This is a genomic window from Actinoallomurus iriomotensis, assembly GCF_030269445.1.
Taxonomy (GTDB): domain Bacteria; phylum Actinomycetota; class Actinomycetes; order Streptosporangiales; family Streptosporangiaceae; genus Actinoallomurus; species Actinoallomurus iriomotensis.
Map to the genome: position 1 here is coordinate 1,655,254 of NZ_BSTJ01000001.1, position 25,651 is coordinate 1,680,904.

At 71.9% G+C, this 25,651-nt stretch carries 24 protein-coding genes; 10 read left to right on the forward strand and 14 right to left on the reverse strand.

Features of this window, described 5'->3' with window-relative positions:
• Positions 1-41 precede the first annotated feature (41 nt).
• From QSK37_RS07880 to QSK37_RS07890, 3 genes are all read left to right on the forward strand, one after another.
• Entirely contained in the window at positions 42-965 is a 924-nt protein-coding gene (locus tag QSK37_RS07880) for an ABC transporter ATP-binding protein (protein ID WP_285618573.1), read from the forward strand.
• Positions 958-1,737: an ABC transporter permease gene (locus QSK37_RS07885; RefSeq protein ID WP_285570911.1), complete on the forward strand. Its 780-nt coding sequence runs from the start codon at positions 958-960 to the stop codon at positions 1,735-1,737. Before QSK37_RS07880 ends, QSK37_RS07885 begins: the two co-directional genes overlap by 8 nt.
• A gap of 82 nt (positions 1,738-1,819) precedes the next feature.
• Entirely contained in the window at positions 1,820-3,031 is a 1,212-nt protein-coding gene (locus tag QSK37_RS07890) for an MFS transporter (protein WP_285618575.1), read from the forward strand.
• A 33-nt stretch (positions 3,032-3,064) separates the two neighbouring features.
• Here the strand turns inward: QSK37_RS07890 and QSK37_RS07895 are convergent, their stop codons facing one another.
• Positions 3,065-3,310, reverse strand: coding sequence for a hypothetical protein (locus QSK37_RS07895; RefSeq protein ID WP_285570917.1), 246 nt, complete (start codon positions 3,308-3,310; stop codon positions 3,065-3,067).
• 144 nt (positions 3,311-3,454) lie between these two features.
• Positions 3,455-4,873 (reverse strand): serine/threonine-protein kinase, encoded by a 1,419-nt coding sequence (locus QSK37_RS07900; RefSeq protein WP_285618578.1) that lies wholly within the window; start codon positions 4,871-4,873, stop codon positions 3,455-3,457.
• Positions 4,874-4,992: 119 nt separating this feature from the next.
• Between QSK37_RS07900 and QSK37_RS07905 the strand changes: the two genes are divergently transcribed.
• Positions 4,993-6,285, forward strand: coding sequence for a serine/threonine-protein kinase (locus tag QSK37_RS07905; RefSeq protein WP_285618579.1), 1,293 nt, complete (start codon positions 4,993-4,995; stop codon positions 6,283-6,285).
• A gap of 20 nt (positions 6,286-6,305) precedes the next feature.
• Here the strand turns inward: QSK37_RS07905 and QSK37_RS07910 are convergent, their stop codons facing one another.
• Positions 6,306-7,946, reverse strand: a complete 1,641-nt coding sequence (locus tag QSK37_RS07910; protein WP_285618582.1) for a fumarate hydratase — start codon at positions 7,944-7,946, stop codon at positions 6,306-6,308.
• A 142-nt stretch (positions 7,947-8,088) separates the two neighbouring features.
• Complete coding sequence (locus QSK37_RS07915; protein ID WP_285618584.1) at positions 8,089-9,099, reverse strand: DMT family transporter; 1,011 nt, start codon at positions 9,097-9,099, stop codon at positions 8,089-8,091.
• A 67-nt stretch (positions 9,100-9,166) separates the two neighbouring features.
• Here QSK37_RS07915 and pdxR point away from each other — a divergent pair, with 67 nt between their 5' ends.
• Both pdxR and QSK37_RS07925 read left to right on the forward strand, forming a co-directional pair.
• Entirely contained in the window at positions 9,167-10,621 is a 1,455-nt protein-coding gene (pdxR, locus tag QSK37_RS07920; protein WP_285618586.1) for a MocR-like pyridoxine biosynthesis transcription factor PdxR, read from the forward strand.
• 38 nt (positions 10,622-10,659) lie between these two features.
• Positions 10,660-12,060 (forward strand): class II fumarate hydratase, encoded by a 1,401-nt coding sequence (locus QSK37_RS07925; protein WP_285618587.1) that lies wholly within the window; start codon positions 10,660-10,662, stop codon positions 12,058-12,060.
• A gap of 12 nt (positions 12,061-12,072) precedes the next feature.
• On the opposite strand, the gene QSK37_RS07930 is transcribed toward QSK37_RS07925, so the two are convergent.
• From QSK37_RS07930 to QSK37_RS07970, 9 genes are all read right to left on the reverse strand, one after another.
• Positions 12,073-12,528: an aggregation-promoting factor C-terminal-like domain-containing protein gene (locus QSK37_RS07930; protein ID WP_285618588.1), complete on the reverse strand. Its 456-nt coding sequence runs from the start codon at positions 12,526-12,528 to the stop codon at positions 12,073-12,075.
• 65 nt (positions 12,529-12,593) lie between these two features.
• Entirely contained in the window at positions 12,594-12,830 is a 237-nt protein-coding gene (locus QSK37_RS07935) for a hypothetical protein (protein WP_285618589.1), read from the reverse strand.
• A gap of 14 nt (positions 12,831-12,844) precedes the next feature.
• Positions 12,845-13,897, reverse strand: coding sequence for an aggregation-promoting factor C-terminal-like domain-containing protein (locus tag QSK37_RS07940; RefSeq protein WP_285618590.1), 1,053 nt, complete (start codon positions 13,895-13,897; stop codon positions 12,845-12,847).
• A 420-nt stretch (positions 13,898-14,317) separates the two neighbouring features.
• A complete protein-coding gene (phoH2, locus tag QSK37_RS07945; RefSeq protein ID WP_285570944.1) occupies positions 14,318-15,625 on the reverse strand; it encodes an RNA 5'-3' helicase PhoH2 in 1,308 nt (435 codons plus the stop codon).
• 162 nt (positions 15,626-15,787) lie between these two features.
• Entirely contained in the window at positions 15,788-16,549 is a 762-nt protein-coding gene (locus QSK37_RS07950) for an isoprenyl transferase (protein WP_285618592.1), read from the reverse strand.
• Between the two features lie 218 nt (positions 16,550-16,767).
• Positions 16,768-18,303: a phosphoenolpyruvate carboxykinase gene (locus QSK37_RS07955; RefSeq protein ID WP_285618593.1), complete on the reverse strand. Its 1,536-nt coding sequence runs from the start codon at positions 18,301-18,303 to the stop codon at positions 16,768-16,770.
• 222 nt (positions 18,304-18,525) lie between these two features.
• A complete protein-coding gene (locus QSK37_RS07960) occupies positions 18,526-19,047 on the reverse strand; it encodes a hypothetical protein (RefSeq protein WP_285618594.1) in 522 nt (173 codons plus the stop codon).
• Positions 19,048-19,355: 308 nt separating this feature from the next.
• The gene (locus QSK37_RS07965; protein ID WP_285618598.1) at positions 19,356-20,525 is read right to left on the reverse strand and encodes a C40 family peptidase; all 1,170 of its coding nucleotides are present in this window, start codon (positions 20,523-20,525) and stop codon (positions 19,356-19,358) included.
• A gap of 246 nt (positions 20,526-20,771) precedes the next feature.
• Positions 20,772-22,754 (reverse strand): thioredoxin domain-containing protein, encoded by a 1,983-nt coding sequence (locus tag QSK37_RS07970; RefSeq protein ID WP_285618599.1) that lies wholly within the window; start codon positions 22,752-22,754, stop codon positions 20,772-20,774.
• Between the two features lie 179 nt (positions 22,755-22,933).
• Here QSK37_RS07970 and QSK37_RS07975 point away from each other — a divergent pair, with 179 nt between their 5' ends.
• Both QSK37_RS07975 and QSK37_RS07980 read left to right on the forward strand, forming a co-directional pair.
• Positions 22,934-23,287 (forward strand): hypothetical protein, encoded by a 354-nt coding sequence (locus tag QSK37_RS07975; RefSeq protein WP_285618601.1) that lies wholly within the window; start codon positions 22,934-22,936, stop codon positions 23,285-23,287.
• Between the two features lie 80 nt (positions 23,288-23,367).
• On the forward strand, positions 23,368-23,898 hold the full coding sequence (locus QSK37_RS07980; RefSeq protein WP_285618602.1) for a hypothetical protein: 531 nt from the start codon (positions 23,368-23,370) through the stop codon (positions 23,896-23,898).
• Between the two features lie 221 nt (positions 23,899-24,119).
• On the opposite strand, the gene QSK37_RS07985 is transcribed toward QSK37_RS07980, so the two are convergent.
• The gene (locus QSK37_RS07985; RefSeq protein WP_285618604.1) at positions 24,120-24,530 is read right to left on the reverse strand and encodes a DoxX family protein; all 411 of its coding nucleotides are present in this window, start codon (positions 24,528-24,530) and stop codon (positions 24,120-24,122) included.
• Positions 24,531-24,591: 61 nt separating this feature from the next.
• Between QSK37_RS07985 and QSK37_RS07990 the strand changes: the two genes are divergently transcribed.
• A complete protein-coding gene (locus tag QSK37_RS07990) occupies positions 24,592-24,930 on the forward strand; it encodes a PadR family transcriptional regulator (protein WP_285570971.1) in 339 nt (112 codons plus the stop codon).
• Positions 24,927-25,622, forward strand: coding sequence for a permease prefix domain 1-containing protein (locus tag QSK37_RS07995; RefSeq protein WP_285618606.1), 696 nt, complete (start codon positions 24,927-24,929; stop codon positions 25,620-25,622). Before QSK37_RS07990 ends, QSK37_RS07995 begins: the two co-directional genes overlap by 4 nt.
• The last annotated feature ends 29 nt before the right edge of the window (positions 25,623-25,651 follow it).

The window sequence follows — 25,651 nt, forward strand, 5'->3', positions numbered from 1 at the left end:
TCGTTGGCGGTCTGTCAGAGGCCCTGCATACCGTGAACAGCATGGCCATCGTGTTGCGTGACGTCGTCAAGCGGTACACCGATCGTGACGGCACGTCGATCGCGGCGGTCGACGGGCTGACGCTGGAGGTGCCCGACGGCGTCTGTCTCGGGCTGCTCGGCCCCAACGGCGCCGGCAAGTCCACGACGATGCGCCTGCTGACCGCCCAGTCAAGGGCCGACGAGGGCACGATCAACGTGCTCGGCCACGACATCCCGCGTGAGGCCAAGCAGGCACGGGCGCTGATGGGCGTGGTGCCGCAGACCGACAACCTCGACGAGGAGCTGACCGCCCGGCAGAACCTCGAGGTCTTCGCGCGGCTCTACCGCGTGCCGCGCGCGGGCGTACGCGCGGCGGTGGACCGCGCGCTGGAGATCGCCCACCTGACCGGCCGGGCCGACGCGCGCGCCGACAAGCTGTCCGGCGGCATGCGGCGGCGGCTGCTGGTCGCGCGGGGGCTGGTGCACTCGCCGCGCCTGGTGCTGCTGGACGAGCCGACCGTCGGCCTCGACCCGCAGGTGCGCGCCGACCTGTGGGGGCTGATCGCCGCGCTGCGCGCGTCCGGGGTGACGGTGCTGATGTCCACGCACTACATCGAGGAGGCCGAGCGCCTCGCCGACACGTGCGCCCTGATGTCACGTGGCAGGGTGATCGCGACCGGCAGCCCGGCCGAGCTGATCGCCGATCACGCGGGCGACCGCGTCGAGGAGCACGAGGGCCCGCCGGAGCGGCTGGCCGAGGTCGAGGGCCTGGCCCACCGCGCGGGCCTGCCGACCCGCCGCACCGGCCCGACCGTGTCGGTGCTGCGCGCCGAGCGGATCCCGCCATCGCTCGCCGACAACCTGGCCAACGGCGACCGCGTCGTACGCCGGGCCGCCAACCTCGAGGACGTCTTCGTCATGCTGACCGGAGAGACCGTTGACTGATCACCTAAAGGTCTTCGAGTGGGCGCCGGTGCGCGGGGTGTGGCGGCGTGAGCTGGCGCTGTTCCGCCGCTACTGGGCCTCGTCGTCGTTCGCGTCGATCATCGAGCCGACGATCTACCTGCTGGCGTTCGGCTTCGGCTTCGGCTCGCTCGTGGGCCATGTCGCGGGCTACCGCTACGTCGACTTCGTCGGCACGGGCGTGGTCGCCACGGCGACGCTGTTCACCTCGGTGTTCCCCGGGATGTTCAACACCTACATCCGCCGCACCTACCAGCACTCCTATGACGCGGTCCTGGCCGCGCCGGTGGACGTGCACGAGGTGGTGGCCGGCGAGGCGTCGTGGATCGCGGTCAAGAGCGGGGTGTACTCCTGTGCCCCCATCCTCGTGTCGCTGGCCTTCGGCCTGCGGCCGCACGCCGGCGTGGTCGCCGTGCCGATCTTCACCGTGCTGACCGCGTCGGGCTTCGCGCTGTTCGGCATCTGGGCGTCCACCGTGGTCCCGTCGATCAACAGCTTCGACTACATCATCAGCGGTGTGCTGGCCCCGCTGTTCCTGGTCGCGGGCACGTTCTTCCCGATCAGCGGCCTCCCCCACTGGGCCCACCCGATCGCCCACGTCAACCCGCTGTACCACTGCGTGGAGCTGGTGCGCCACGCCGTGTTCGGCTTCCACCCGCTCGCCGACCTGGGGCACGTGGGCGCTCTGCTGGTGTTCGCCGCGCTGATGTGGTTCCTCGCCGTGCGCGGCATGCGCCGCCGCCTCATCGACTGATTCCACCAGGTCCGGCCGTATTGACCGTGGCGCGCCCGGTCTCTACGCTGACGCGAACCTCTTTCATGTTTCGGAGGGCGCGGTGGCGGCAGAGATCGACCAACGGACCCGGCGAGGCCGTCGCGCGGCGTACGCCGCCTTCGGAGTGCAGGGCCTGTCGTTCGCCGCGCTGGTGACCCGGATCCCGGAGATCCAGAAGGCCCACCGCCTCAGTGACGCCACGCTCGCCCTGGTCCTGCTGGCCGTGCCCGTCGTCGCCGGCGTCGGCAGTGTCCTGGCCGGCGCGCTGATGCCGAGGTACGGCAGCGGCCCGGTGCTGCGGATCTCCCAGCCGCTCGTCCTGCTGTCGATCCTCGCGATCGGCGTGGCCCCCGGCGATCCGGCCCTGTACGCGGCCACCGCGCTGTTCGGCCTGTTCGTCGGCGCCGTGGACGCGTCCATGAACGCCCAGGCGGTCACCGCCGAGACGCGGTACGGCAAGAGCCTGCTGACCGGGTTCCACGCGATCTGGAGCGCGGCCGGCATCGTCGCGGGGCTGTGGATCGCGCTCGCCAACCGAGTCGGCCTGGGGCTCGGCACCGGGTTCGCCATCCCGGCGGCGCTCGGGCTCGCGGTCGCCCTCGGCAGCGGCCATCGGCTCTATCCGCGGGCGATGGAGTCCACCGGGCCCAGCGGCGACCAGCTGCGGGCCGCCGCCAAGCGGGTCCCGTGGCGACCGATCGTCGTCATCGGGATAGCCGTGACCTGCATGTACATCGCCGACTCGGCCACGTCGAGCTACAGCGCCAAGTATCTGAAGGACGACCTGCACGCCGCGGGCGCGGTCGCTCCGCTGGCGTACGTCGCGTACCAGGTCTGCATGATGCTGAGCCGGGCCGGCGCCGACTTCGTCGTACGGGCGTACGGGGCGGCGCGGGTCGTCGCGGTGGGGGCACTGGTGGGCGGGCTCGGGCTGCTGGCGGCGGCGCTCGCGCCGGATCCGGCGGTGGCGATCGCCGGGTTCGCGGTCGCCGGGCTGGGCCTGGCCGTCGTGGTGCCGACGTCGTTCTCGGCGGCCGGACGGCTCGACCCCACCGGCCTGGGCATCGCCGTCGCACGGGTGAACGTCTTCAACTACGCCGGCTTCGTGCTGGGCGCGGTCATCGCGGGCGCGGTCGCGTCGAACCTGTGGATCGCCTACGTGGTCGGCGCCGCGCTCACCCTCGTGATCCTCGGGACCGCCAAGGGCTTCGAGCCGGCGCCGCTGCCCGGCGCCGACCCGCGAACCCCGGTCGCCGAGCGTCCCGTCGCCTGACGGAGACGGGACCCGCGACGTAGCTGGGCGGGCTCAGCGCCGCGAGCCCTCTTCCTGCTCGATCCGTTTCATGGCCGTCTCGCCGGCGCGTTCGGCCTCTTCCGGCGACATGTCGGCGAGGGCGATGCGCAGGGCGACCTCGGCCGCGTCCGCCGCCGCTCTCGCGGTGATCGTGTGAGTGTGGGCGCGCTCGATCTCACCGAGACCGATGCAGTCGAAGGCGACCTGCGTATCGTGGGCCGCCAGTTCCAGTTGGCGGGCTGCTTCGTCCAGGCTCATCACATTCCTCCATCGTCGTCGCGGTATTACCCACCATCACCGGCCCCACACACGTCTCCCGGTATCGCGGGTCACCCACCCTCAGCGATACGGCGAGCGTAGTCGACGCACTACTCTCCGCCAGAGCGAAGGGCGCGAAAGACACTAGGAGGCCGCGCCGTACAGGCCCGCGAACCAGGCGATCGGGCCGTCACCGGCGTCGGCGCCGGGGCGTACGCGGACGCGGATCCGGGCCGGATCGGTGCCCGGCGGCAGCCGCAGGGGCCGGGAGGCCGGCGGGCTGCCGCCCACGGCGGCGCACGTGCCGTGCACGAGCGACCCGGCGTCCCCGAGCACGTACGCGGTGAAGGTCAGCAGGCGCGGACCCGACGGGCAGGTCACGACGACCGACACCCGCGCGGCGCTGTGGCCGGCGCCGAGCCGCAGCGTCAGCCCGGAGGTGTCCGGCCAGGTCGCACCGCCCCGGGCGAGGCGTACCGCCGGCGGCCCGCCCGTCTCGCCACCGATCGTCGCCGGAAGCGGGCCGACCTCCGGGTCCCGCGACCGTGGGGTGGCCGAGCCGGCCGTGGCCGAGGGGGGCTGCGACGTCGGCCGCCCGGAGTATCGAGCGGGTGTGCCCTTCACCCCCGCGAGGACGCCCGCGCCGATCGCCAGGGCCAGCACGCCGACGGTCACCACGGGCACGACCCCGCCGCGCTCGGTGAGCCGTCGCCGGCGTCGCTGCGGCCGGGGAGCCGGTGCGGGCGGCGTGGCGGCGGCCGCGAGCAGTTCGCCCGCCCGCGCGGCGGTCAGGCGCCGGGCCGGGTCCTTGGTCAGCAGGCCTCCGAGGACGGACCGGAGCGGCCCCGCGCGCATCGGGGGGTCGGGCTCGCTGGTGACGAGGGCGCTCAGCGTCGCCATCGCGGTCTCGTAGTCGTACGGCGGGCGGCCCTCCACCGCGGCGTAGAGCGTCGCGCCGAGCGACCACAGGTCCGACGCCGGAGTCGCGGGCTCGCCGCGCGCCACCTCGGGCGCGACGTACGCCGGGGAGCCCATGAACGTGCCGGTCTGGGTCAGCGTGGTGGCGCCGTCGTAGGTCGCGATGCCGAAGTCGGTGAGCACGACCCGCCCGGAGGTCTCCAGCAGGACGTTGCTCGGCTTCACGTCGCGGTGGACGATGCCGGCGTCGTGCGCGGCGCGAAGTGCGGACAGCAGTTGCACGCCGATCTCCGCGACGCGGCGCGGGGAGATGGGACCGTCGTCGACGAAGACGTCCTCCAGCGAACGCGCCGCGACGTACTCCATGACCAGCCAGGGGCGGGAGTCCTCGACCACCATGTCGTAGATGGCGATCAGCCCGGGATGGCGCAGGCGGCCGGCGGCGAGCGCCTCACGGTCGGTGCGCCGCAGGAGGTTCACCCGCTCGCGGTGGCCGAGGCTGGGCGGCAGGTGCACCTCCTTGACCGCGACCTCGCGATCCTCCACCTCGTCGTGGGCCCACCAGACCGTTCCCATGCCGCCCCGGCCGATCTGGTCGATGAGCCGGTAGCGGCCGGAGAGCAAGCGATCCCGCGACTCGGCCACGAAGCGCAAGATACCTGGGAGACGTTAACTCCGGTATCCAGATCTTTGCCGTTCACTTGCACGGAACCCGGCCGAAATGCAGGATCGAGATCACCCGGTTCCCACGGAGGGCTTGGCGCATGCGGACACCTACGGCCTCGGCGGACGAGAGCCTGCCTGCGGGTGTACGGCAGCTGACGTCTGAGGACCCGGCTCAGATCGGCGGATACCCGCTGCTCGGACGCCTGGGTCACGGCGGGATGGGCGTCGTCTACCTGGGTCGCGGCCCCGACGGCGCTCTCGTCGCGGTCAAGACCGCCCACGGTGAGACGGCCGGCGACGAGGACTTAACACGCCGCTACGAGGCGGAGGCCGCGTGCCTGCGCCGGGCGCCCGCCGTGTACGTCGCGCGTCTCGTGGCCGACGGCAGCGGCCACCGGCCTCCCTACGTCGTCACCGAGTACGTCGAGGGACCGTCGCTGGCGCAGGCCGTCAAGGCCGACGGGCCGCTGGCCGGCGCGGCGCTGCGGGCGCTGGCGGTCGGCGTGGCGCGCGCGCTCGCCGCCGTCCACCATGCCGGGCTGATCCACCGTGACGTGAAACCGGCCAACATCATCTTGAGCGCCACCGGGCCGCGTCTGATCGACTTCGGCATCGCGCGGCCGGTCGGCGACGCGGGCGGCCCGACCGGGCCGGGCATGGTGGTGGGCAGCCCGGGATGGATCCCGCCCGAGCGTCTTGAATGCCTCCCGGCCACACCCGCCTCCGACGTCTTCGGCTGGGGATGCGTCATCGGGTTCGCCGCCACCGGCCGCAACCCGTTCGGCCGGGGTGACCCGGATGCCCTCGCGGAGCGGACCATGTTCGACGCGCCGGACCTCGACGGGCTGGACGACTCGCTGCGCGGACCGGTGAGCCAGGCCCTCAGCAAGTCCCCGGCCGGGCGTCCCGCCGCCGCCGAGCTGCAGGTGTGGCTCGACTGGGCCGGCGCGACGCGCGAGCCGGTACGCGAGGTGCCCGCCCGCAGGACGGCCCCCGAGCCGGACCTGCCGCACACCGGTGATCGAGAACCCTTCCCGGCCGGCGGCCGGTCCGGCACCAGGGACCTGCCCCGGCCGAGGCGCCCCTCGGCGTCCGCGCCGGTCGCGGTGGCCGCCACGGCGACGGCGGCGGCACTCGTCGCCGCGCTCGTGACGACCGCCGCCGACCACGGCGGGCACCTGCCGGAGACGCCGCACGGCGGCACGCCCACGGCGGTGCCGTCGAACGCCGCCGTCACCCACCGCGTGGTCGTTCCGCACCGGCGAACGCACCGCCCGGCGGCGCGGAGCTCCTCCGCCCGGCCATCCCCGGCGGACGGCCCGGCGCAGAGCGTCAAACCGGGCAAGGGGAAGGGCAGGGCCAAGGGGAAGGGCAGGGGCCCCGGCGGCTGAGCGGCCGCCGGGGCACCGCGTCAGCGGCGGCCGATGGTCAGCAGCGGGCCCGTCGTGTCGGCGAAGAAGTCGTTGCCCTTGTCGTCCACGACGATGAAGGCCGGGAAGTCCTCCACCTCGATCTTCCAGACGGCCTCCATGCCGAGTTCGGGGTACTCCAGCACGTCGACCTTCTTGATGCAGTCCTGCGCGAGCCGCGCGGCGGGTCCGCCGATGGAGCCGAGGTAGAAGCCGCCGTGCGCCTTGCAGGCGTCGGTGACCTGCTTGCTCCGGTTGCCCTTGGCCAGCATGACGAACGATCCGCCCGCCGCCTGGAACTGCTCGACGTAGGAGTCCATCCGGCCCGCCGTCGTCGGGCCGAAGGAACCGCTGGCGTAGCCCTCCGGCGTCTTGGCCGGGCCGGCGTAGTAGACGGCGTGGTCGCGCAGGTACGACGGCATCGGCTCGCCGGCGTCGAGGCGTTCTTTGATCTTGGCGTGGGCGATGTCGCGGGCGACCACGAGCGGGCCGCTCAGCGACAGCCGCGTCTTGACCGGGTACCGGCCGAGCTCGGCGCGGATCTCCGACATCGGCCGGTTGAGGTCGATGCGCACGACGTCGCCCTCAAGGTCGTCCTCGGTGGTGTCGGGCAGGAAACGCGCCGGGTCGGGCTCCAACTGCTCGAGGAAGACGCCGTCGCGGGTGATCTTCGCGAGGGCCTGCCGGTCGGCGCTGCACGACACCGCGATCGCCACCGGGCAGGACGCGCCGTGCCGGGGCAGCCGGATCACGCGGACGTCGTGGCAGAAGTACTTGCCGCCGAACTGCGCGCCGATGCCGAGCTGCTGGGTGAGCTCGAACACCTGCTGCTCCAGGTCGAGGTCGCGGAAGCCGTGCCCGGCCGGGCCGCCCGAGGTCGGCATCGTGTCCAGGTAGTGCGCGGAGGCGTACTTGGCGGTCTTGAGGGCGTACTCGGCGCTCGTGCCGCCCACGACGATGGCCAGGTGGTACGGCGGGCAGGCCGCGGTGCCCAGCGAGCGGATCTTCTCCTCCAGGAAGGTCAGCATCCGCTTGGGGTTCAGGACGGCCTTGGTCTCCTGGTAGAGGAACGACTTGTTGGCGCTGCCCCCGCCCTTGGCCATGTAGAGGAACTTGTACGCGTCGCCCGGCGTGGCGTACAGCTCGATCTGGGCCGGCAGGTTGCTGCCGGTGTTCTTCTCCTCCCACATGGTCAGCGGTGCGAGCTGGGAGTAGCGGAGGTTCAGGCGCGTGTAGGCGTCGTAGACGCCGCGCGCGATGTGGCGTTCGTCGTCGCCGTCGGTGAGGACGTGCTGCCCGCGCTTGCCCATGACGATCGCGGTGCCGGTGTCCTGGCACATCGGCAGGACACCGGCGGCGGCGATGTTGGCGTTCTTCAGCAGGTCGAGGGCGACGAACCGGTCGTTCGGGGAGGACTCGGGGTCGTCGAGGATCCGGCGGAGCTGCGCGAGGTGGGCCGGCCGCAGGAGGTGGGAGATGTCGTGGATCGCCGTCTCGGTGAGCAGTCGCAGCACCTCGGGCTCCACCTGGAGGAACGTACGGTCTCCGGCCCCGAACTCGCTGATCCCGTCGGTGGTCAGCAGGCGGTACTCGGTCTCGTCGGGACCCTGCGGAAGCAGTTCGGTGAAGGCGAACTCGGGCATCGGTGTCCTCACAGGCGGCACGGTGTTGGTGAGGCTTACCAGGGTAGAGCGGCCCGTCGACGGGGTGGACACCAGCTCGACAACCGTCTTGGTTCCGTCAAACAGGGGTATGTCCGGCTTTGGGGGAATCATGGTTCTGATGTCACACGCCGTGATCAGCGGCCTTTTCCGCAACGAAGCGGCGATCTTCGGGGTGCTGATCGTCGTGGGCCTGATCCTGGTGACCCTCTTCGTCGTGGGCTGGATCGTGATCGTCCGCCGGGGCGGCAACCGCGAGTGGCCGTTCCGCTGATCTCCTGAGACCCACGATCACGCCGAGGCCGACGAGGAGGGCGCCGCCGAGTTCGGCCATGCCCGGAGACCGGAGCCCGAGCACCACCGTGGTCGCCACCGCGCTGACCGGGATCAGGCCGGCGAACAGCCCCGCCCGGTCGGCGCCGATCCGGCCCAGCGCGTCGTACCAGACGATGAACGCGCCGGCCGTGACGACGAGCGAGAGGTACCCGAGGCCGGCGACCTCGCCCCGGGTCGGCACCCGCAGCACCGACGTGCCGTCCACGGCCAGCCCGGCGGCCAGCAGCATCGGCACCGCGGCGGCCGCCGAGTAGGCCGAGACCCGTACCGCGCCGAGCCGGGGCAGCAGCGGCAGGGCCAGCAGCGAGAAGCACACCTCCCCGGCCAGCGCCCCCAGCGCCAGCAGGAGCCCCGGCAGGCTGCCGCCGCCCAGGCCGTTGGCCAGGGCCGCCCCGGCGGTCACCACCGCCGCCGCGGCGACGATGCGCGCGGCCGGCCGCCGCCCCTCCATCAGCGGCGCCGCCACGGCGAGCACGACCGGGACCGAGCCGACCACCGTCCCGATCGTCGCGGGGCTCGTGTAGTGGGTGCCCTCGACGATGCAGACGTTGAACCCGGCGAGGCCCGTGGCGGCCAGCGCCGCGAGCAGCGGCCACTCCCAGCGGGCGGACGGGCCCGGCCGCGGGCCGCGCAGCCGCGCCACGCCCAGCAGGATGACGGCCGCCACCGCGTAGCGCACGGCCTGCCCGCCGTAGACCGGATAGCGGGAGACGGTGGCGGAGACGGCGGTGAGCGTGCCGACGGTGGTCATGGCGACGGCGGCCTGGACGATGCCCCGGATGTTGGTGTTCTGCCCCATGCGCTGAGACGCTAGGGGTCTAATGGTTCCCTCACGAGGACCAATCCGCGCCACGTTTCGAGGACCATTGGACCTGCATCTCACTCTGGACCGGTCGGCGGGACGGCTCGCGGCCCAGCTCGCCGACGGCCTGCGCGCGGCGGTGCGCGACGAACGCCTGCGCCCCGGCGCGCGCCTGCCCTCGACCCGCGACCTGGCCGCCGACCTGGACGTCTCGCGCGGCGTCGTGGTGACCGCGTACGAACAGCTCGTCGCGGAGGGCTTCGTGGTGTCCCGGCAGGGCGACGGCACCCGGGTCGCGCCGGCGCCGGCCGTACGCCCGGCGCCGGAGGCGCGCAGCGAGGCGCACCGGCGCGCGCTACGGCTCGCCGCCGGCACCGAGGCGGGCCCGGCCGACCCGCCCGGCATCGCCTACGACCTGCGGCCGGGCAAGCCGGACCTGGCCGCGTTCCCCCGCGACCGCTGGGCGGCGACGCTGCGGGACGTCCTGCGCGAACTGCCGCACGCCGCGCTGAACTACCCCGATCCGGCGGGCGTGCCGGAGCTGCGGGCCGAGCTGGCCGCGCACCTGGCACGGGTGCGCGCCGCCGTGGCCGACCCGGCGGCGCTCGTCGTGACCGCGGGCGTGGCCCAGATGCTGGCGATCGTCCCGCGCGTGCTGATCGAGGAGGGACACCGGCTGCTCGCGGTGGAGGACCCGCTGGGCCACCACCAGATCCCGATGATCCGCGCCACCGGCGTCGAGCTGGCCGGGGTACCCGTGGACGAGGAGGGCATCGACGTCGACGCGCTGGCCCGTACGGGGGCGCGGGCGGTGCTGGTCACGCCGGCCCACCAGTTCCCCACCGGGGTCGTGCTCTCCCCCCGGCGCCGCGCCGCGCTGATCGACTGGGCGCGCGACGTCGACGCGCTGGTCATCGAGGACGACTACGACGGGGAGTTCCGCTACGACCGCGACCCCGTCGGCTGCCTGCAGGGGCTCGCGCCGGAGCGGGTGCTGCTGGCCGGTTCGGTGAGCAAGGCGCTGTCGCCCGCTCTCCGCATCGGCTGGGCGGTGGCGCCCCCGTGGCTGGCGGTACGCCTGCGGGCGGCACGCGCCCTGTACGACCTCGGTTCGCCAGTGCTCGACCAGCACGTCCTCGCACGCCTGATCGCCGGCGGGGAGTACTCCCGGCACCTGCGGCTGATGCGCCGGACGTACCGGGACCGGCGGGACGCCTTCGTGGCGGCGCTGGCCGAACGCCTGCCGGAGGTGCGGGTGCACGGCGTCTCCGCCGGCCTGCACGCGTACGCCGAGCTCCCCGGAGACTGCGACGAGGCCGCCGTGGTCGCCGGGGCGGCCGCGCTGGGCGTGGCGGTGGAGGGCGTCGCGCCGATGCACGTGGGGCGGCCCGGCCCGCCCGCGATCGTGGTCGGCTACGCCCGCCTGGCCGAGCACCGCCTCGCCGAAGCGGTCGGCCTCCTCGCGAGAGCGGTGGCCGCCGCCCGGCCCGGCCGGCGGGACGATCTCCGCCGCGCATAGGGTCGATGCTGTCGGCACAACGTTCCGGGAGGCATCAGATGTCCGAGCAGGAACACCGGGTCGAGCACGACTCCATGGGAGACGTCCGGCTCCCGTCCTGGGCCAAGTGGCGGGCCCAGACGCAGCGGGCGGTGGAGAACTTCCCCATCTCGGGCCAGCGGCTGGAGCGCGCGCAGATCGCGGCGCTCGCCCGCGTCAAGGCCGCGGCGGCACGGGTCAACGCCGAGCTCGGCGTGCTCGAACCGGAGATGGCCGACGCCGTCGAGAAGGCCGCGCTCGCCGTCGCCGAGGGCGAGTACGACGAGCACTTCCCGATCGACGTGTTCCAGACCGGCTCCGGCACGTCGTCGAACATGAACGCCAACGAGGTCATCGCTACGGTCGCCCAGGAACGGCTCGGCCGTCCCGTCCACCCCAACGACCACGTCAACGCCTCCCAGTCCTCCAACGACGTCTTCCCCACCTCGATCCACATCGCGGCCGCCGGTCTCGTGGTGCACGAGCTGGTCCCCGCGCTCCGGCATCTCACGGACGCGCTGGGGCGCAAGGCCGAGGAGTTCGCCTCCGTCGTCAAGGCGGGCCGCACCCATCTGATGGACGCCACACCGGTCACGCTCGGCCAGGAGTTCGGCGGGTACGCCGCCCAGGTCGCGTACGGCGTGGAGCGTCTCGAGGCCGCCCTGCCGCGCCTGGCCGAGCTGCCGCTGGGCGGCACCGCGGTCGGGACGGGCGTCAACACGCCCGCCGGCTTCGCCCAGCGGGTCATCGCCGAGCTGGCGCACGACACAAATCTGCCGCTCACCGAGGCCCGGAACCACTTCGAGGCGCAGGGCGCGCGCGACGCCCTCGTGGAGACCAGCGGGGTGCTACGGACCATCGCGGCGGGCCTCATCAAGATCGCCAATGACCTGCGCCTGATGAACTCCGGTCCGCGCGCCGGCCTGGCCGAGGTCCGCCTGCCCGAGCTCCAGCCGGGCTCCTCGATCATGCCGGGCAAGGTGAACCCGGTCATCCCCGAGGCGGTGTGCCAGGTCGGAGCACAGGTCATCGGCAACGACGCCGCCATCGCCTACGGCGGCACGGCGGGCACCTTCGAGCTCAACGTCATGATGCCGATGATGGCCCGCAACCTGCTGGAGTCGCTGCGCCTGCTGACCTCCGTCTCCCGCGTCCTCGCCGACAAGTGCGTCGACGGAATCGAGGCCGACGCCGAACGCGGCCGGGAGTACGCCGCCTCCTCCACGGCCATCGTCACGCCGCTCACCCGCTACATCGGCTACGAGGAGGCCGCCAAGGTGGCCAAGCGAGCGCTCGCCGAACGCCGGACGATCCGGGAGGTCGTGCTCGACGCCGGATACGTCGATCGCGGCGACCTGACGCTCGAACAGCTCGACGCCGCACTGGACACCCTCGCGATGACCCGTCCGAGCGGGTCCTGAGGGCGGCGCGCCTCAGTACCAGCCCGCGGCCTCGGCGTGGCCCCAGGCCGCGCACGGGGTGCCGTACCGCCGGGCGATGTAGCCGAGCCCCCACTTGATCTGCGTCGCCGCGCTGCCGCGCCAGTCGTCGCCGGCGCTGCGCATCTTGGTGGCGGGCAGCGCCTGAGGGATCCCGTACGCCCCGGACGAGCGGTTGCGCGCCAGGTGGTTCCAGTTGCTCTCGCGCGTCCACAGCCGGTCCAGGCACCGCCACTGCCGGTCCGACCAGCCGCGCGGGGTCATGAGCGCCACGGCCAGCAGCCGGTTGCGCAACGGCGCGGAGATCTCCAGCGCGTCGACGCGGCCGGAGTCGTGTGCGGAGTCATGGTCGGCGCGGACCTGCGCCGTCGCCGTACGGCCGGGCGCCCACGGGCCCACCGTGACGGCACAGCCGATGGCCGCGGTGATCCGGATGATGTATCGATGCACAGCCAGGACACTCTCCGCGGCCCCGGCGGGGCGACACCCGCGCGGGCGGCATCCGTGCCGGGCCGTTACCGGTTCTTTGCCGCCGCCGCGCCGTTTCGTTGCTCCTGGCGCGTGGCGTGGTGACGCCGGTCGCCGGTGTCGGGCTTCTTGTGGTGCCGCGCCGCGACGATCCGCGCGGCGGCCGTGCTCGGCGACGCCGCGCGCGCGGGCGCCGCCAGGGCGAGCCCCGCCGCGACGCCGAGGCCGGCCAGCGTGGCGACGGCCTTCGGCGCAACGGAACCACGTATGGAGTTGTGAACCACTGTGTGCCCGACCCTTAGTACCAGCCGGTGGACTGGGAGTGCGACCAGGCCCCGCACGGGGTGCTGTACCGGTCCTTGATGTAGCCGAGGCCCCACTTGATCTGGGTGGTGGCGTTGTTCTGCCAGTCGGGCCCGGCGCTGGCCATCTTCGAGCCCGGCTTCGCCTGCGGGATGCCGTACGCCCCGGACGGGTTGGCGGCGTGCACGTTCCAGCCGCTCTCGCGGTTCCACAGGTTGACCAGGCAACCGAACTGCGAGCTCGGGCTCCAGCCGTAGCCCGGCAGCAGCGAGCGCGCGATGCGCTGCGCCTCGCCCGCCGGCACCGGGTTGCCCGCGCTGGGGGTGCTGGGCTTCGGCTTCGGCGGAGGCGTGCCCTTGGCCAGCAGCCTCGGCCGGACCACCGTGTTACGGGCGGCGCGGGAGGCGCGCTTCTTCAGCTCCTTCTGGCGCCGCTTCTCGGCGTCCGCGCGCTGCGCGTCGGTCAGCGGCGCGGGGGGCGGGGCCTGAGCCTGCACCTGCTGGGTGCTGTTGTGCCGGTCCGAGGAGGAGGAGCCACCGGTCACCGCCCAGGCGACGCCTCCGCCGCCGACCACGGCGACGGCGGCTGCGACCGCGGCGAAGCGGATCAGCCGCTTGTTGCCCGCGCTGGGGCTGTGGCGCGCGCCCTCGAAGTCAGGGGTGAGCGCGGGGTCCGGCCCGGGCCCGCCGTACGGCGGCATGGCCGAGGTGTCCATGGGCTCCGGCTCGTACTCCGGCTGGTACACGGGGATGTCGTGCGCCGTGTTGTCGGCGGGCGTCTCGCCCATGTCGTACGCGGCGGTGGCGTTGCCGTCGGGCGCACCGTGCGCGTAGCCGCTCGGGTCGAAGTCGCCGGTGTCGTACGAGGGCGTCTCGTCGTACCCGCCGTCGTCGTGGGCGGAGGGCGCGCTGAGAGGTGCGCCGGCGACCTTGAGGTCGTCGTGCGGCGTCGGGACCGGGCCGCTGCCGGTCTCCCACGGCACCTGCTGGGGGTCGGCGCCGTCCTGTCGATCGTCTCGTCCGGGTGACCTGAATTGGTCTCCGTACAAGGCGGTCCTTCCGAAGGTCGCACGCGCATGGGCACACGTACGAATGTCCTCACTCCAGGAACCGGCGAGGCCGCGCTCGGCGCGGCCGTTCGGTTCCCTGGGCAGGGCACGCCCTCCATGGCGGCGTACGGCGGGGGTGAACGCCGGGACTGGGGGGCTGTCCCACTGGAGTGCTTACGGCGCCCAAGACTGCACGAAGACGGGGGGTACCCCGCAACCGGAATGACGTGACTGATCTCACGGCGAACCGTGTCACATCAGGAACAGAGCGCTCAATTCACCCGGCTATCAGCGGTTTCCAAGCTTTCTCGGCTACACTGTGACTTTGGTCACATTGCTACCGAAGAACGCTCCGCGACCGCGCAGCGTGACGAGAACCCCCGGCTCCCGAAGGTGCCGGGGGTCCCCAGGAGAAGAGGCTCAGACGCCGACGTCGCCGAGCGTGTCGGTCACCAGGGCGGCGATCGGCGAGCGTTCGGACCTGGTCAGGGTGACGTGTGCGAACAGCGGGTGGCCCTTGAGCTTCTCGACCACCGCCACGACGCCGTCATGTCGTCCGACCCGCAGGTTGTCACGCTGTGCGATGTCGTGGGTGAGCACGACGCGCGAGCCGGCGCCGATCCGCGACAGCACGGTGAGCAGCACCCCGCGTTCGAGGGACTGCGCCTCGTCGACGATCACGAACGAGTCGTGCAGCGAGCGGCCGCGGATGTGGGTCAGCGGGAGCACCTCGAGCATGCCGCGGTCGAGGACCTCCTCGATGACCTCCGGGGTGGTGATGGCCGAGAGCGTGTCGTACACCGCCTGGCCCCACGGCGACATCTTCTCGTTCTCGGTGCCGGGCAGGTAACCGAGTTCCTGGCCGCCGACGGCGTACAACGGGCGGAAGACCACGACCTTGCGGTGCTGCCGGCGTTCGAGCACGGCGTCCAGGCCGGCGCACAGGGCCAGCGCGGACTTGCCCGTGCCGGCCCGGCCGCCGAGCGAGACGATGCCGATGTCCTCGTCGGTCAGCAGGTCGAGCGCGACGCGCTGCTCCGCCGACCGCCCGTGGAGGCCGAAGACCTCACGGTCGCCGCGGACCAGGCGTACGGACTTGTCGGGCATGACCCGGCCGAGGGCGGAGCCTCCGCCGGAGAGCAGCCGCAGGCCGGTGTGGCAGAGCAGGTCACGCGCCTCGTCCAGGTCCACCTGGCCCTCGTCGTACAGGCGCTCGAGCCGGTCGGCGGTCACCTCGAGTTCGGCCATGCCGGTGTGCCCGGTCTCGATCACCTTCTCGGCGCGGTACTCCTCCGCCGTCAGACCGACGGAGGCCGCCTTGACCCGCAGCGGAAGGTCCTTGGACACGAGAACGACGTCGTGCCCCTCCTGGGACAGCGACAGCGACACCGAGAGGATGCGCGTGTCGTTGTCGCCGAGCCGGAATCCGGCCGGCAGCACGGAGGGGTCACTGTGGTTGAGCTCGACCCGGACCGTTCCACCCTCGTCGCCGATGGGCAGAGGTTCGTCGAGCCGGCCGTGCGCGAGCCGGAGGTCGTCGAGCGTCCGCAGCGCGGCACGGGCGAAGTAGCCCAGCTCCGGGTGGTGACGCTTGGCCTCGAGCTCGGTGATCACGACGATCGGGAGTACGACCTCGTGCTCGGCGAACCGGGTCAGCGCTCCCGGGTCGGCCAGCAGGACACTGGTGTCGAGGACGTACGTGCGCCGGGTGGCGGCTGATCTGGCCACTCGTTCTCCTTCGGGCGCCTGCCCAGGCGGACCGCCTGAGGAGGCGTCCTTTCCTCGGGGGGACCTGTTTCGACGCTAGAGCCGCCACCCCACCCGAGAACAGAGGCAAGCCGATAAGTAACCCGGACGTAACCGGGGATTCGGCCTGGCCTCCCAGATGGTTCAGGAGCCGTAGCGGCGATGTCTCGCGGCGTAGGCGCGGATCGCCCGCAGGAAGTCGACCTTGCGGAAGTCAGGCCAGAAGGCCTCGCAGAAGTAGAACTCCGAGTGGGCGCTCTGCCAGAGCATGAAGCCGGAAAGGCGCTGCTCTCCCGACGTACGGATGACGAGATCCGGGTCGGGCTGGCCACGGGTGTAAAGATGCTCGGCAATGTGCTCGACGTCGAGGACCTCGGCCAGTTCCTCGATGCTGGTGCCCCTGCTCGCTTGTTCGTGCAGGAGTGAGCGCACCGCATCAGCGATCTCACGCCTACCTCCATACCCAACTGCGACGTTCACAATCAGGCCGGGGGCATCGGATGTGCTTTCTTCAGCATGTTTCAGGACACGGGCCGTCTTGTCGGGGAGCAGGTCGAGCGCTCCGACCGGCTTGACGCGCCACCCCTGCGCGGCGAGGTCCTCGACGGTGTTCTCGATGATCTGCAGAAGGGGCTCCAGCTCGGCGGCGGGCCGGCCGAGGTTGTCGGTGGACAGCAGCCACAGCGTGACCACCTCCACGCCCGTCTCCTGCGACCACTGGAGCAGCTCGGAGATCTTGTCGGCGCCGCGCTGGTGGCCGGTGTTGATGTCGGCGATGCCCATCGAGCGGGCCCACCGGCGGTTGCCGTCGAGGATGACACCGATGTGGCGCGGGTTCGCGTGGGGGTTCAGCCTCGCCTCAAGCCGTCGTTCGTACAGCTTGTAGACAAGGTCCCGCAGGCTCATGAGCCGCACCTACTCCCAGTTCCGCGCCATGGTGTGAGCAGTCAATTATCGCGCTCAGCTCCGCATGCGGGGCCCGTACGGATGAACTGCCGGAAAACCCCCAGGTGTCCACCAGGGGCGCCTGAGCCCCACCAGACGCGCTGAGAGGCACCCTCAACAGGTGAGGATGCCTCTTCGGCGCTGCCGTGCCCGCAGGGCCTCTCAGGCCCGCTGAGGCCTCAGCGGATGGACTTCAGGATCGCCTCATCGAGGCCGCGGAACGACGCCAGGTACTCCCGCCGTTCGGCCTTCATCCGCTCCACCATCGCGTGGTACTCGTCGAGCCGGTCCTGCCGCTCGTACAGCCGCCGGGGCTGGAGGATCTCCATGTCGTCGATGCCCGGCAGGGAGGAGGCGACCTCGTAGCCGAAGTCGGGGTCCTGCTCCCACTCGATGGTGTCCTCGACGATGGCCTGCACGATCGCCGACGAGTGCGGGATCTTGACCTTCTTGCTCCGGTCGTCGCCCTCACCGCCGCCGACGCGGCCGGTGTTGAGGACGAACACCTTCATCTCGTGGCCGTCGAGCAGTTCGAGCATGCGGTTGCCCATGTCGGCCATGTCGCGCGGGAAGAACGGGTTGGTGCCGGGCACGCGGAGGAACTTGCCCTCCTCGTCCTTGCCGCCGGCGCTGGTGCCCGTGGTCTCGCCGAGCATGAAGTACGCCGCGGCCTGCGCGCGGTCGAGGCGCGCGACGCCCGGGACGATGTTCTCGTTGCGGTTGAGGATCAGCAGGAACTCGGCGGGCTCCACCTGGTCGGCCGGCCACGGGTCGACGTACTTGAACGGCCAGGTCGTACGCCCGTTCTTGGTGTACGACGTGTCGAAGAAGTCGACCTTCCCGTTCTCGTCGACGGAGACGTTCTCCAGGTAGGCGTCCGGCTTGGTGGTCGCGTGGTAGATCGTCGGCTCGAACTCCGGGTCGAGGCCGAAGGTCTTGGCGAAGCAGCCGTTCTCGGTGGTGTAAACCCGTCCCTGGGGCATCAGCGCGATGAAGTCGTCCTGGACCGGTTTACTGCCGAGCTGGGTGGTGAAAGTCGTCGTGGTCTTGCCGGTGCCGGAGAGACCGACGATCAACACCGTCTTGTTCTCGCCGCCCACCGGAATGACCTTGCAGCCCGCGTGCAAAGAAAGGCCGCCACGCTTGTAGACGATGTTGTTCCACATTCGCAGGCCGCCTTTTTTGGACTCACCGAAGTAGTCCGAATTGAAGACGCGCGTGATGTTGGAATTCAGGTCGACGGCGATGAGGCGGTCGTTCGGGTAGCCCTCCATCGGCAGGTTCGGCGTGTAGACGACCGTCGTGTGCGGGTCCCACGTCGCCGGGTCGTAGTCCTCCCCGACCGGGTAGTAGAGCTGCTTCTGCATTCCCGCGATGTTGGCGTTCGAGGCCTCGATGACGAGGCGCGCCCGGGTGCGGAACTCCGGGTCGCTGCCGATGTAGCCGTCGACGACGACCACGTCCTGCCGGGCGAGGTAGTCCTCCTGCACGGCCGCGACGCGCTCGTACTCGGCCCGCGTGATGGTCTGCTTGGTGGTGTTGGTCGAGTCCTCGGCGATGAAGGTCGACTTCGCGCTCCGGCTGTCGACCCTCGCCTTCACCACGACGTTGGCGAACTCCGTGACCGACGAGTTGGGCATCTTCTCGGTGAGTTCACGTAGTCGCTCCGGGCCGGGGTTCCACTCGACGGAACTGGCCTTGACTTCGTACGCCACGATCGCTCCTTCAAGCCGGTACGCCCCTCGGCTGAATGACCAGGGGTTTTTCCGAGTGTACCCGGAGGAACGATTTATAACATGAGTGGGGCTGGTTTAGCGAGAACGCTTTCGAGCCATTGGTTTAGACCTTTGGCATAGACCTTTGGATTAGACCTATGGAGTAGACCTCTTTCGCGATTCTCTTTGTTTCTGATGTGTTGCCGGTGCGTTTTACCGCCTTCACACCTGCGGACCGGCGGCGCGCGCCCGCTCGACGTGCTGCAGGGCGTCGCGGAGCTCGGCCAGCCAGTCGTCGGCGTTCTTGCCGACCAGGCGCACGCACCACGCCAGGGCGTCGCTGCGGCTGCGTGCCACGCCCGCGTCCACGAGGGTGTCCAGCACTCTGCGCTCCGACTGGCGCAGCCGCGTCATCACCGGAACGGACAGCTGGGTGAACATCGTCGTCTCGTCCCCGCACTGGACGCCCCAGGAGACCTTGCGACCGAACCGGTGCTCGGCCTCGCGGGCGATGTCGACCCGGCGCTCACGCGTGTCCTCGCGGAAGCGCTGCACATGCCCGGCGATGACGCCGGAGCGCTCCGCCTCGGACGCGCCCTCGGCCGCCTTCGGCTCGGCCAGCCGGCCGATCACGCTGATCTCCTCGCGGTCCAGCACGACCTCGGGAGCGCCCTCGAACCAGCCGTCCGGAAGCCGCCCCGTGAACCACCCGCGCAGCTTCTCCAGCCCGTCATTCGTAGTCATGTAATCATGATTACACACTAACGCCGTACCGGCCAAGCAAAGCCTTCATTGCCACTCGCCGAACGTAGGCCGCGCACGACGCCGCCGGCCTTCGGGCCGTCGGTGTGCTGTTCATGGCCCCGCAGCACTTCGGGAACGTCCTCGGCACCGACGCGTCGGCGCGGGGCTACGACCTGGTGTGGGCTCCGCCTCCCGTCGGCGGGGCACCACCGCCGCGTGGACGAGACGGGCCTACCGGCGGACGCGCCAGACGACGTCGGCGGCGGCCTCAAGGTGGCCGCCTCGGCGCTTGCGGTGGTGGCGGTCGCTCAGGCGCCGCCGGCCTTGCGGGCGGCGAGTTGCGGGTTGACCCGGATGGCGCCCCAGAAGTTGGTCATGTAGACCGTCTGGATCTGCACGTCCGTGCCGGTGTGCGGCGCGACGACCATCTTGTTGTTGCCGAGGTAGATGGCGATGTGCGAAACGCCGTTGAAGGTCGGGTCGTTCTTCCAGGTGAGCAGGTCGCCCGGCTGCGCCTGGCTGTAGGGCAGCCGCCAGCCGGTGAACGCCTGGATGTCGGCGGTGCGCGGCATCCGGATGCCGGCCTTGGCGAAGGCGTACTGCACGAGCCCGGAGCAGTCGTAGCCGCCCTCCGCGTCGGACTCGCCGCCCCAGACGTACGGCATGCCGATCTTCGACTCGGCCGCGCGGATCACCGTGTTGACCTCGGGCGCGGTCAGGACCTTGCCGTTCGGCGAGCTGCCCGGCGCGCTCGTGCCGTCGTACCGCGACTCCAGCGCCGCGGTCTTCACCCCGTGCGGCAGCACCTTGGCGAGCGCCTTGCGCAGCTTCGCGACGTCGGTGTGCGGCGCGCTGACGAGCAGCGCGTTGCCGGACGGCATGCCGATGGAGCGGGCGGTGGCGTGCGAGACGACCGCGTCGACCTGGCCGATGCCCATTGTGGCGTACGCGCCGACGCGTACCGCGGTCTTGTGGTCGGTGCCGCCGATCTGGGTCCAGGAGGCGAGCGGGACGCCGCCGTCCTTGCCCATCGTGAAGGAGACGGCGACGTCGCCGCCGGAGATGTTGCGCCACAGCGCGTCGGACTTGGCGCTGGCCTCGGGCGTGTACGCGCGGAAGGTCGAGGGTTCGACGCCCATCACGCCGACGCGCTTGCCGGCGACGAACGCGCGGGCCGCGTCGACCACCTCGACGGCCTTGACGCCCTTCACATGCCGGACCGCCTCGACGTTCGCCGCGGGGATGGTCTGGTCGGAGGCGACGAGGACGTGCGGGATGATCTCCTTCCGCAGCGCGGAGACGGCGCCGGGCGTGTAGCCCGCGGGGTCGGTCGCGGCGACGAGACGCTCACCGCTCGTTCCCACCGGGGTACCGCTCTGGTCACGCGCGACGACGACCGCGATGTCCGCGGCGACCGTGGTGACGAGAGTGACGCCAATGACCGTCGGCAGCATGCGGCGGCGGCTCGGCCAGCGCACAGCACCCCTCCTCATCCCCGCTGTGTCGTACGACTATGGCCCACCGGGCAACGGTCGTCTACCCGTGCACCGTGTGGACCACTCGTCTTCGCCTGGCCGCATCATGCGTACAGGCGCCCGCCATTGAGGTAACACTGCGATAACTGAAAGATCAAGACCGTTCGGCGCCGATGTTGACAGAAATTCCAATGAGCGGCCTTTCGGCGCGTACGCACGGTCAGTAAGCGAATGTCCGCAGTGACCGAATCAGCCTGTCGTCAGTTCTTTCTGAAGCGCGGCGGTCTCGGTGACCGGCATACGGCAGGTGAACTCCCGGCACACGTACGCCGCGGGGCGTCCGTCGACGGGCGTGCGGCCCTCCATGAGCGGGACGCCGTCGCCGGTCGCCACGACGGCGGGCACCGGACTCAGCAGCGCCGTACGGTGCAGCTCGCGGGTGCGCGGGTCGTCGGCCGGACCGGCGATGGCCACCTCCAGCGGGCCGGCGAGCAGCGCCTCCACGACGGCCAGGCCCCAGCCGGCGAACCGCGCGTGCCGCTCGGCGAGCGGCACCACCGGGGCGAGCGCGGCGGCGGCCGCGTCGCGGTGCCGCGCCGAGCCGGTGAGCGCCGCGTACGACAGCAGCGCCCCGGCGGCGGCGAACTGCCCGGACGGCGTCGCGTTGTCGGTCGGGTCCTGCGGGCGCTTCCAGAGGCGCTCGGCGTCGTCGGCGGTGTCGAAGAACCCGCCCTGGCCGTCGGCGAACCGGTCGAGCACGACGTCGAGCAGCTCGCCCGCGAACGCCGCGTGCGCCGCGTCGCCGGTCACGCCGTACAGCGCGATGAGTCCCTCGGCCAGGTCGGCGTAGTCCTCCAGCACGCCGACGTTGTCACCGGCCCGGCCTTCGCGTGAGGTGCGCCGCAGCCGCCCGTCGCGCCAGTGGACGTCGCGCAGCAGCCGCGCGGCCTCGATCGCGGCCTCGACCAGGTCGGGCCGGTCGAAGTACGCCCCGCACTCGGCGAGCGCCGCGATCGCCAGGCCGTTCCAGGCGGCCACGACCTTGTCGTCCCGTCCCGGCGGGACGCGCCGCGCACGGGCCGCCAGCAGCGCCGCGCGCACCCGCGCGTACCGCTCGCGGTCTTCGGGCGGGCGCGGAAGCTGCAGGACCGAGGTGCCGTGCTCGAAGGTGCCGGTGACCTCGAACAGCTCCACGGCGTACGCGCCGTCGTCGGCGCCGAGGACCTCGGTGAGCTGCTCGGGCGTCCAGACGTAGTAGGCGCCCTCCTCGTGCCGGCCCTCCGGTGTCTCGCTGTCGGCGTCGAGGGCGCTGGCGAGCCCGCCCTGCGCGGTCCGCAGGTCGGCCAGCATCCAGTCGCAGGTCTCCAGGGCGATCCGCCGGCCCTCCTCGGCGCCGGTGAGCCGCCACCAGTGCGCGTAGACGCGGGCGAGCAACGCGTTGTCGTAGAGCATCTTCTCGAAGTGCGGCACGACCCAGGCGGCGTCCACGGAGTAGCGCGCGAAGCCGCCGCCGAGCTGGTCGTAGATGCCGCCGCGCGCCATCGCCGTGAGCGTGGCGTCCGCCATCTCCAGGGCCGTCTCCAGCCCCTCGCCGCCCCGCGCGGCGCGGCGCAGCAGGAACTCCAGCACCATCGACGGCGGGAACTTCGGCGACGTGCCGAACCCGCCGCGTACCCGGTCGTACCCCTCCGCGAGCCCGCGCACGGCGGCGGCCGGCACCTCCTCCGACGGGGCGGCGCCGCCCCCGAGCCCGGTCGCGCCGGTCAGCGCGCCGACGACCTTCTGCCCCTGCGCGAGGACCTCGTCGCGCCGGTCGCGCCACGTCTGGGAGACCGCCTGGAGGAGCTGCTGGAAGTGCGCGCGGGGGAAGTAGGTGCCGCAGTAGAACGGCTCGCCCGACGGCGTCATGAACACGGTCATCGGCCAGCCGCCCTGGCCCGTCATCGCCTGGGTGGCCTCCATGTAGACGGCGTCGACGTCGGGGCGCTCCTCGCGGTCCACCTTGACGCTGACGAACAGGTCGTTCATCATCCGCGCCGTCGCCGGGTCCTCGAACGACTCGTGGGCCATGACGTGGCACCAGTGACAGGCGCTGTAGCCGACCGAGAGCAGGATCGGGACGTCCCTGCGCCGGGCCTCCTCGAAGGCGTCATCGCCCCAGGGGAACCAGTGCACGGGGTTGTCGGCGTGCTGCAGCAGGTACGGGCTGGTGGCGTCCTTCAGCCGGTTCATCGGGTCTCCGGAATCTGGCCGGGTGCGCTGGTGCCGTGCTCGGGCCCTCGTCGCGGCGGCCCACGGTTCCACCGTAGTGGGCCGCGAAAGCCGGTCCGGCGGGACATCTTCGGCAATTGCGCAGCGCGATTTCAGCGTATGGCCCGGCCAAGCGAACTAACCTATGCAGAGGAGTCATCATGGGCGGAGTGTGCATAGTGGATCTGATTTCGGTCTCGGCGCTGGTCTCGCTCTTGTCGAAGATCTTCAACAGCACCACGGAAAAGGGCGGCGAGCAGTTGTGGCAGTCGCTGACCTCGGTCGTGCGGCGACTCTTCGGCCGCAACACCACATCCGTCGAGGCGGTGAAGCGCCTGGGCGAGCGGCCGGGTGACCCGGACGCGATCCGCGCCCTCGCGAAGGCGCTCGTCGACGACGCCGGCCGCGATCCGCAGGCCGCCGCCCAGCTGCGCCACTGGGTGCTCGCCGCCGAACGGACCATCGCCGCGGACGGCGCGGTGAGCGGCGAGGTAAGCGGCAACGTCGCCTTCTGAGCGTCCGCCACCCTGGCGTTGCGGAACCTTTCAGGTTCGTCGGAGGCAGGCTCCAGGATGGTGGGCCACCATCCGGCAGCATGCGAATCCTCCAGGGTGGAGTGCTGCTGGCGACGGGCGCCGCACTGCTCCTCACCGCGGCCTGCGGATCCTCCTCGGGCGACAAGGCGGCGGCCTCGCCTTCCGGATCGGCGTCCTCGGGCGGCTTCGCCGCGTACGCCGCCTGCCTGAAACAGCACGGCGTGAACATCCCGACCGCACGCCCGTCGGGCCGTCCGTCCGGAGGCGGCGGTGGTTTCTTCGGCGGCGGCGACCAGCAGGCGGTCCAGGCCTGCCGGTCACTGGCCCCGCAGGGCGGCCGCTTCGGGGGACAGGGCATGCAGGAACTGCAGGCGTACCGCAGCTGCCTGTCCGACCACGGAGTGAAGCTGCCCACCCCGACACCGGGCGCCCGGCGCACACCCGGAGCCCAGCGCACCCCCGGCGCCCGCCGCTCCCCGGGCGCGGGCTTCCTCGGCGGCCTCAACACAGCGGACCCGAAGGTCGCCAAGGCGGTCAAGACCTGCAAGCCGCTGCTCCCGACGTTCTCCCCGCGTCCGTCACCGAGCTGACCCAGATCCCCGCGCGGGCTCTCCTCCCCCGCGCGGGTCTCTCCGGCCGCGCGGGTTCCCTCCCCCGCGCGGCTCCCCGCTGTACGGACCCTGGTTGTCCACAAGCCGTGGATCGCTCTTCCGCTGCTTTCCCGAGCTTGGGACGATGAAATTGGGATGGCCCCCCGGGAGGGAGGGGTCCGCTACGGGGCCCACCCGACGGCCGGGGGGCGGAGCCGGCGTCAAGGGGCCGCCGCGCGGTGGGTTCGGCGGCTCGGTGGGCGTAGTGACCAGGACACGACGGTCAGGGCCGTCATGGCGGTGAGCGGTGCCAGCTCCCCGAGCGCGTACCCGGTGGCCAGGTGGGACACGATGGCCCCGCTGTAGGTGAACAGGACGCCCGCGTAGGCCCACTCCTTCAGCAACGCGTACCCCGGCGCGAGCAGGGCCGCGGCTCCCAGCATCTTCCAGCAGCCCAGCAGCACCAGGAAATAGGGCGGATAGCCCAGGTGCGTCACGAGGTCGCGGACGTACGGGATGCGGGCGACGTCCCACAGGCCGCCGACTCCCAGTTCGGCCGTGACCAGGGCGGTGGCCGACCAGTACGCGAGCGCCCGCGGGCGCGTGAGCCCGGACCGGCCGAGCCTTCGCACTACAGCAGTATCACTACATGTAGCTTTACTACTCATACCGCCGACGGTAGCTTTGCTACGTATGAGTGCGCAAGCGTTGAAGGGCCATCTGGACGGCATGCTGCTCGCCGCGCTGGAGGACGGTCCCCGCCACGGATACGCGGTCATGGAGATCCTGCGCGCGGGCAGCGACGGCCGGTTCGACCTGCCCACCGGCACGATCTATCCGGCCCTGCGCCGTCTCGAACGCGCCGGGCACGTCCGCGCACAGTGGTCCGAGGAAGGCGGGCGACGCCGGCGGGTGTACGAGCTCACGCCCAGCGGCCGCCGGACGCTCGACGACGAACGTCATGCCTGGCAGGAGTTCTCCTCCGCCGTCACCGCCCTGCTCGGGCCGCATCGGCGGCCGGTGACGTCGTGACCGGTCCCGGCGCCGTCGACGAGGTCATCGGGGCCTACCTGGCCGAGATCGCCACCCGGCTGACCGGCCCCGCCAGGGCGCGCCGCGACATCCTCGCCGAGCTGGAGGCCGGTCTCGCCGACGCGTCCGACGCCCACCGAGCCGCCGGGCTGAGTGCCGTCCAGGCCGCCCGCGCCGCCGTCGCGGAGTTCGGCGGGCCCGAGCGGGTCGCCGAGGGATTCCACGCCGAACTGGCCGCCGCCCAGGCTCGCCGGGTCGTGCTTCCCCTGGTGACGGCCGGCCCGTTGATCGGCGGCCTGTGGACGGTCACCGCCATGGGCGGCAGGACCGTTCCGCCCTGGCAGTGGGCCGGCACGCCCGCCGAAGCCCGGCCGGTCATCGTCCTCGCCGTGCTCGCCCTCGCGGCCGCCATCGCCGGCGCCCTTTTCACGATGGCCACCACCGGCCGGCTCGTCGGCCGGTTGCCCGGCCGTCCCCTGGTCACCGCGGCGATCGCCGCCGCCGGTACGGCCCCGATCGACCTCACCCTGCTCGCCCTGTTCGCCGTGCAGGTCGCCGCCACGCCGAGCCGTTTCGCCGTGTTCCCGGCGGCGACGGCCGCGGCCGCCAGCCTCATCCGCCTCGCCTACGCGGGCCGCGCGGTCCGAACCTGCCTCGCGACGCGGACCCTCAGCCGCCCTGGACACTCGTAGCCGTCACCGCACCATCCCGGCCCGCCGAG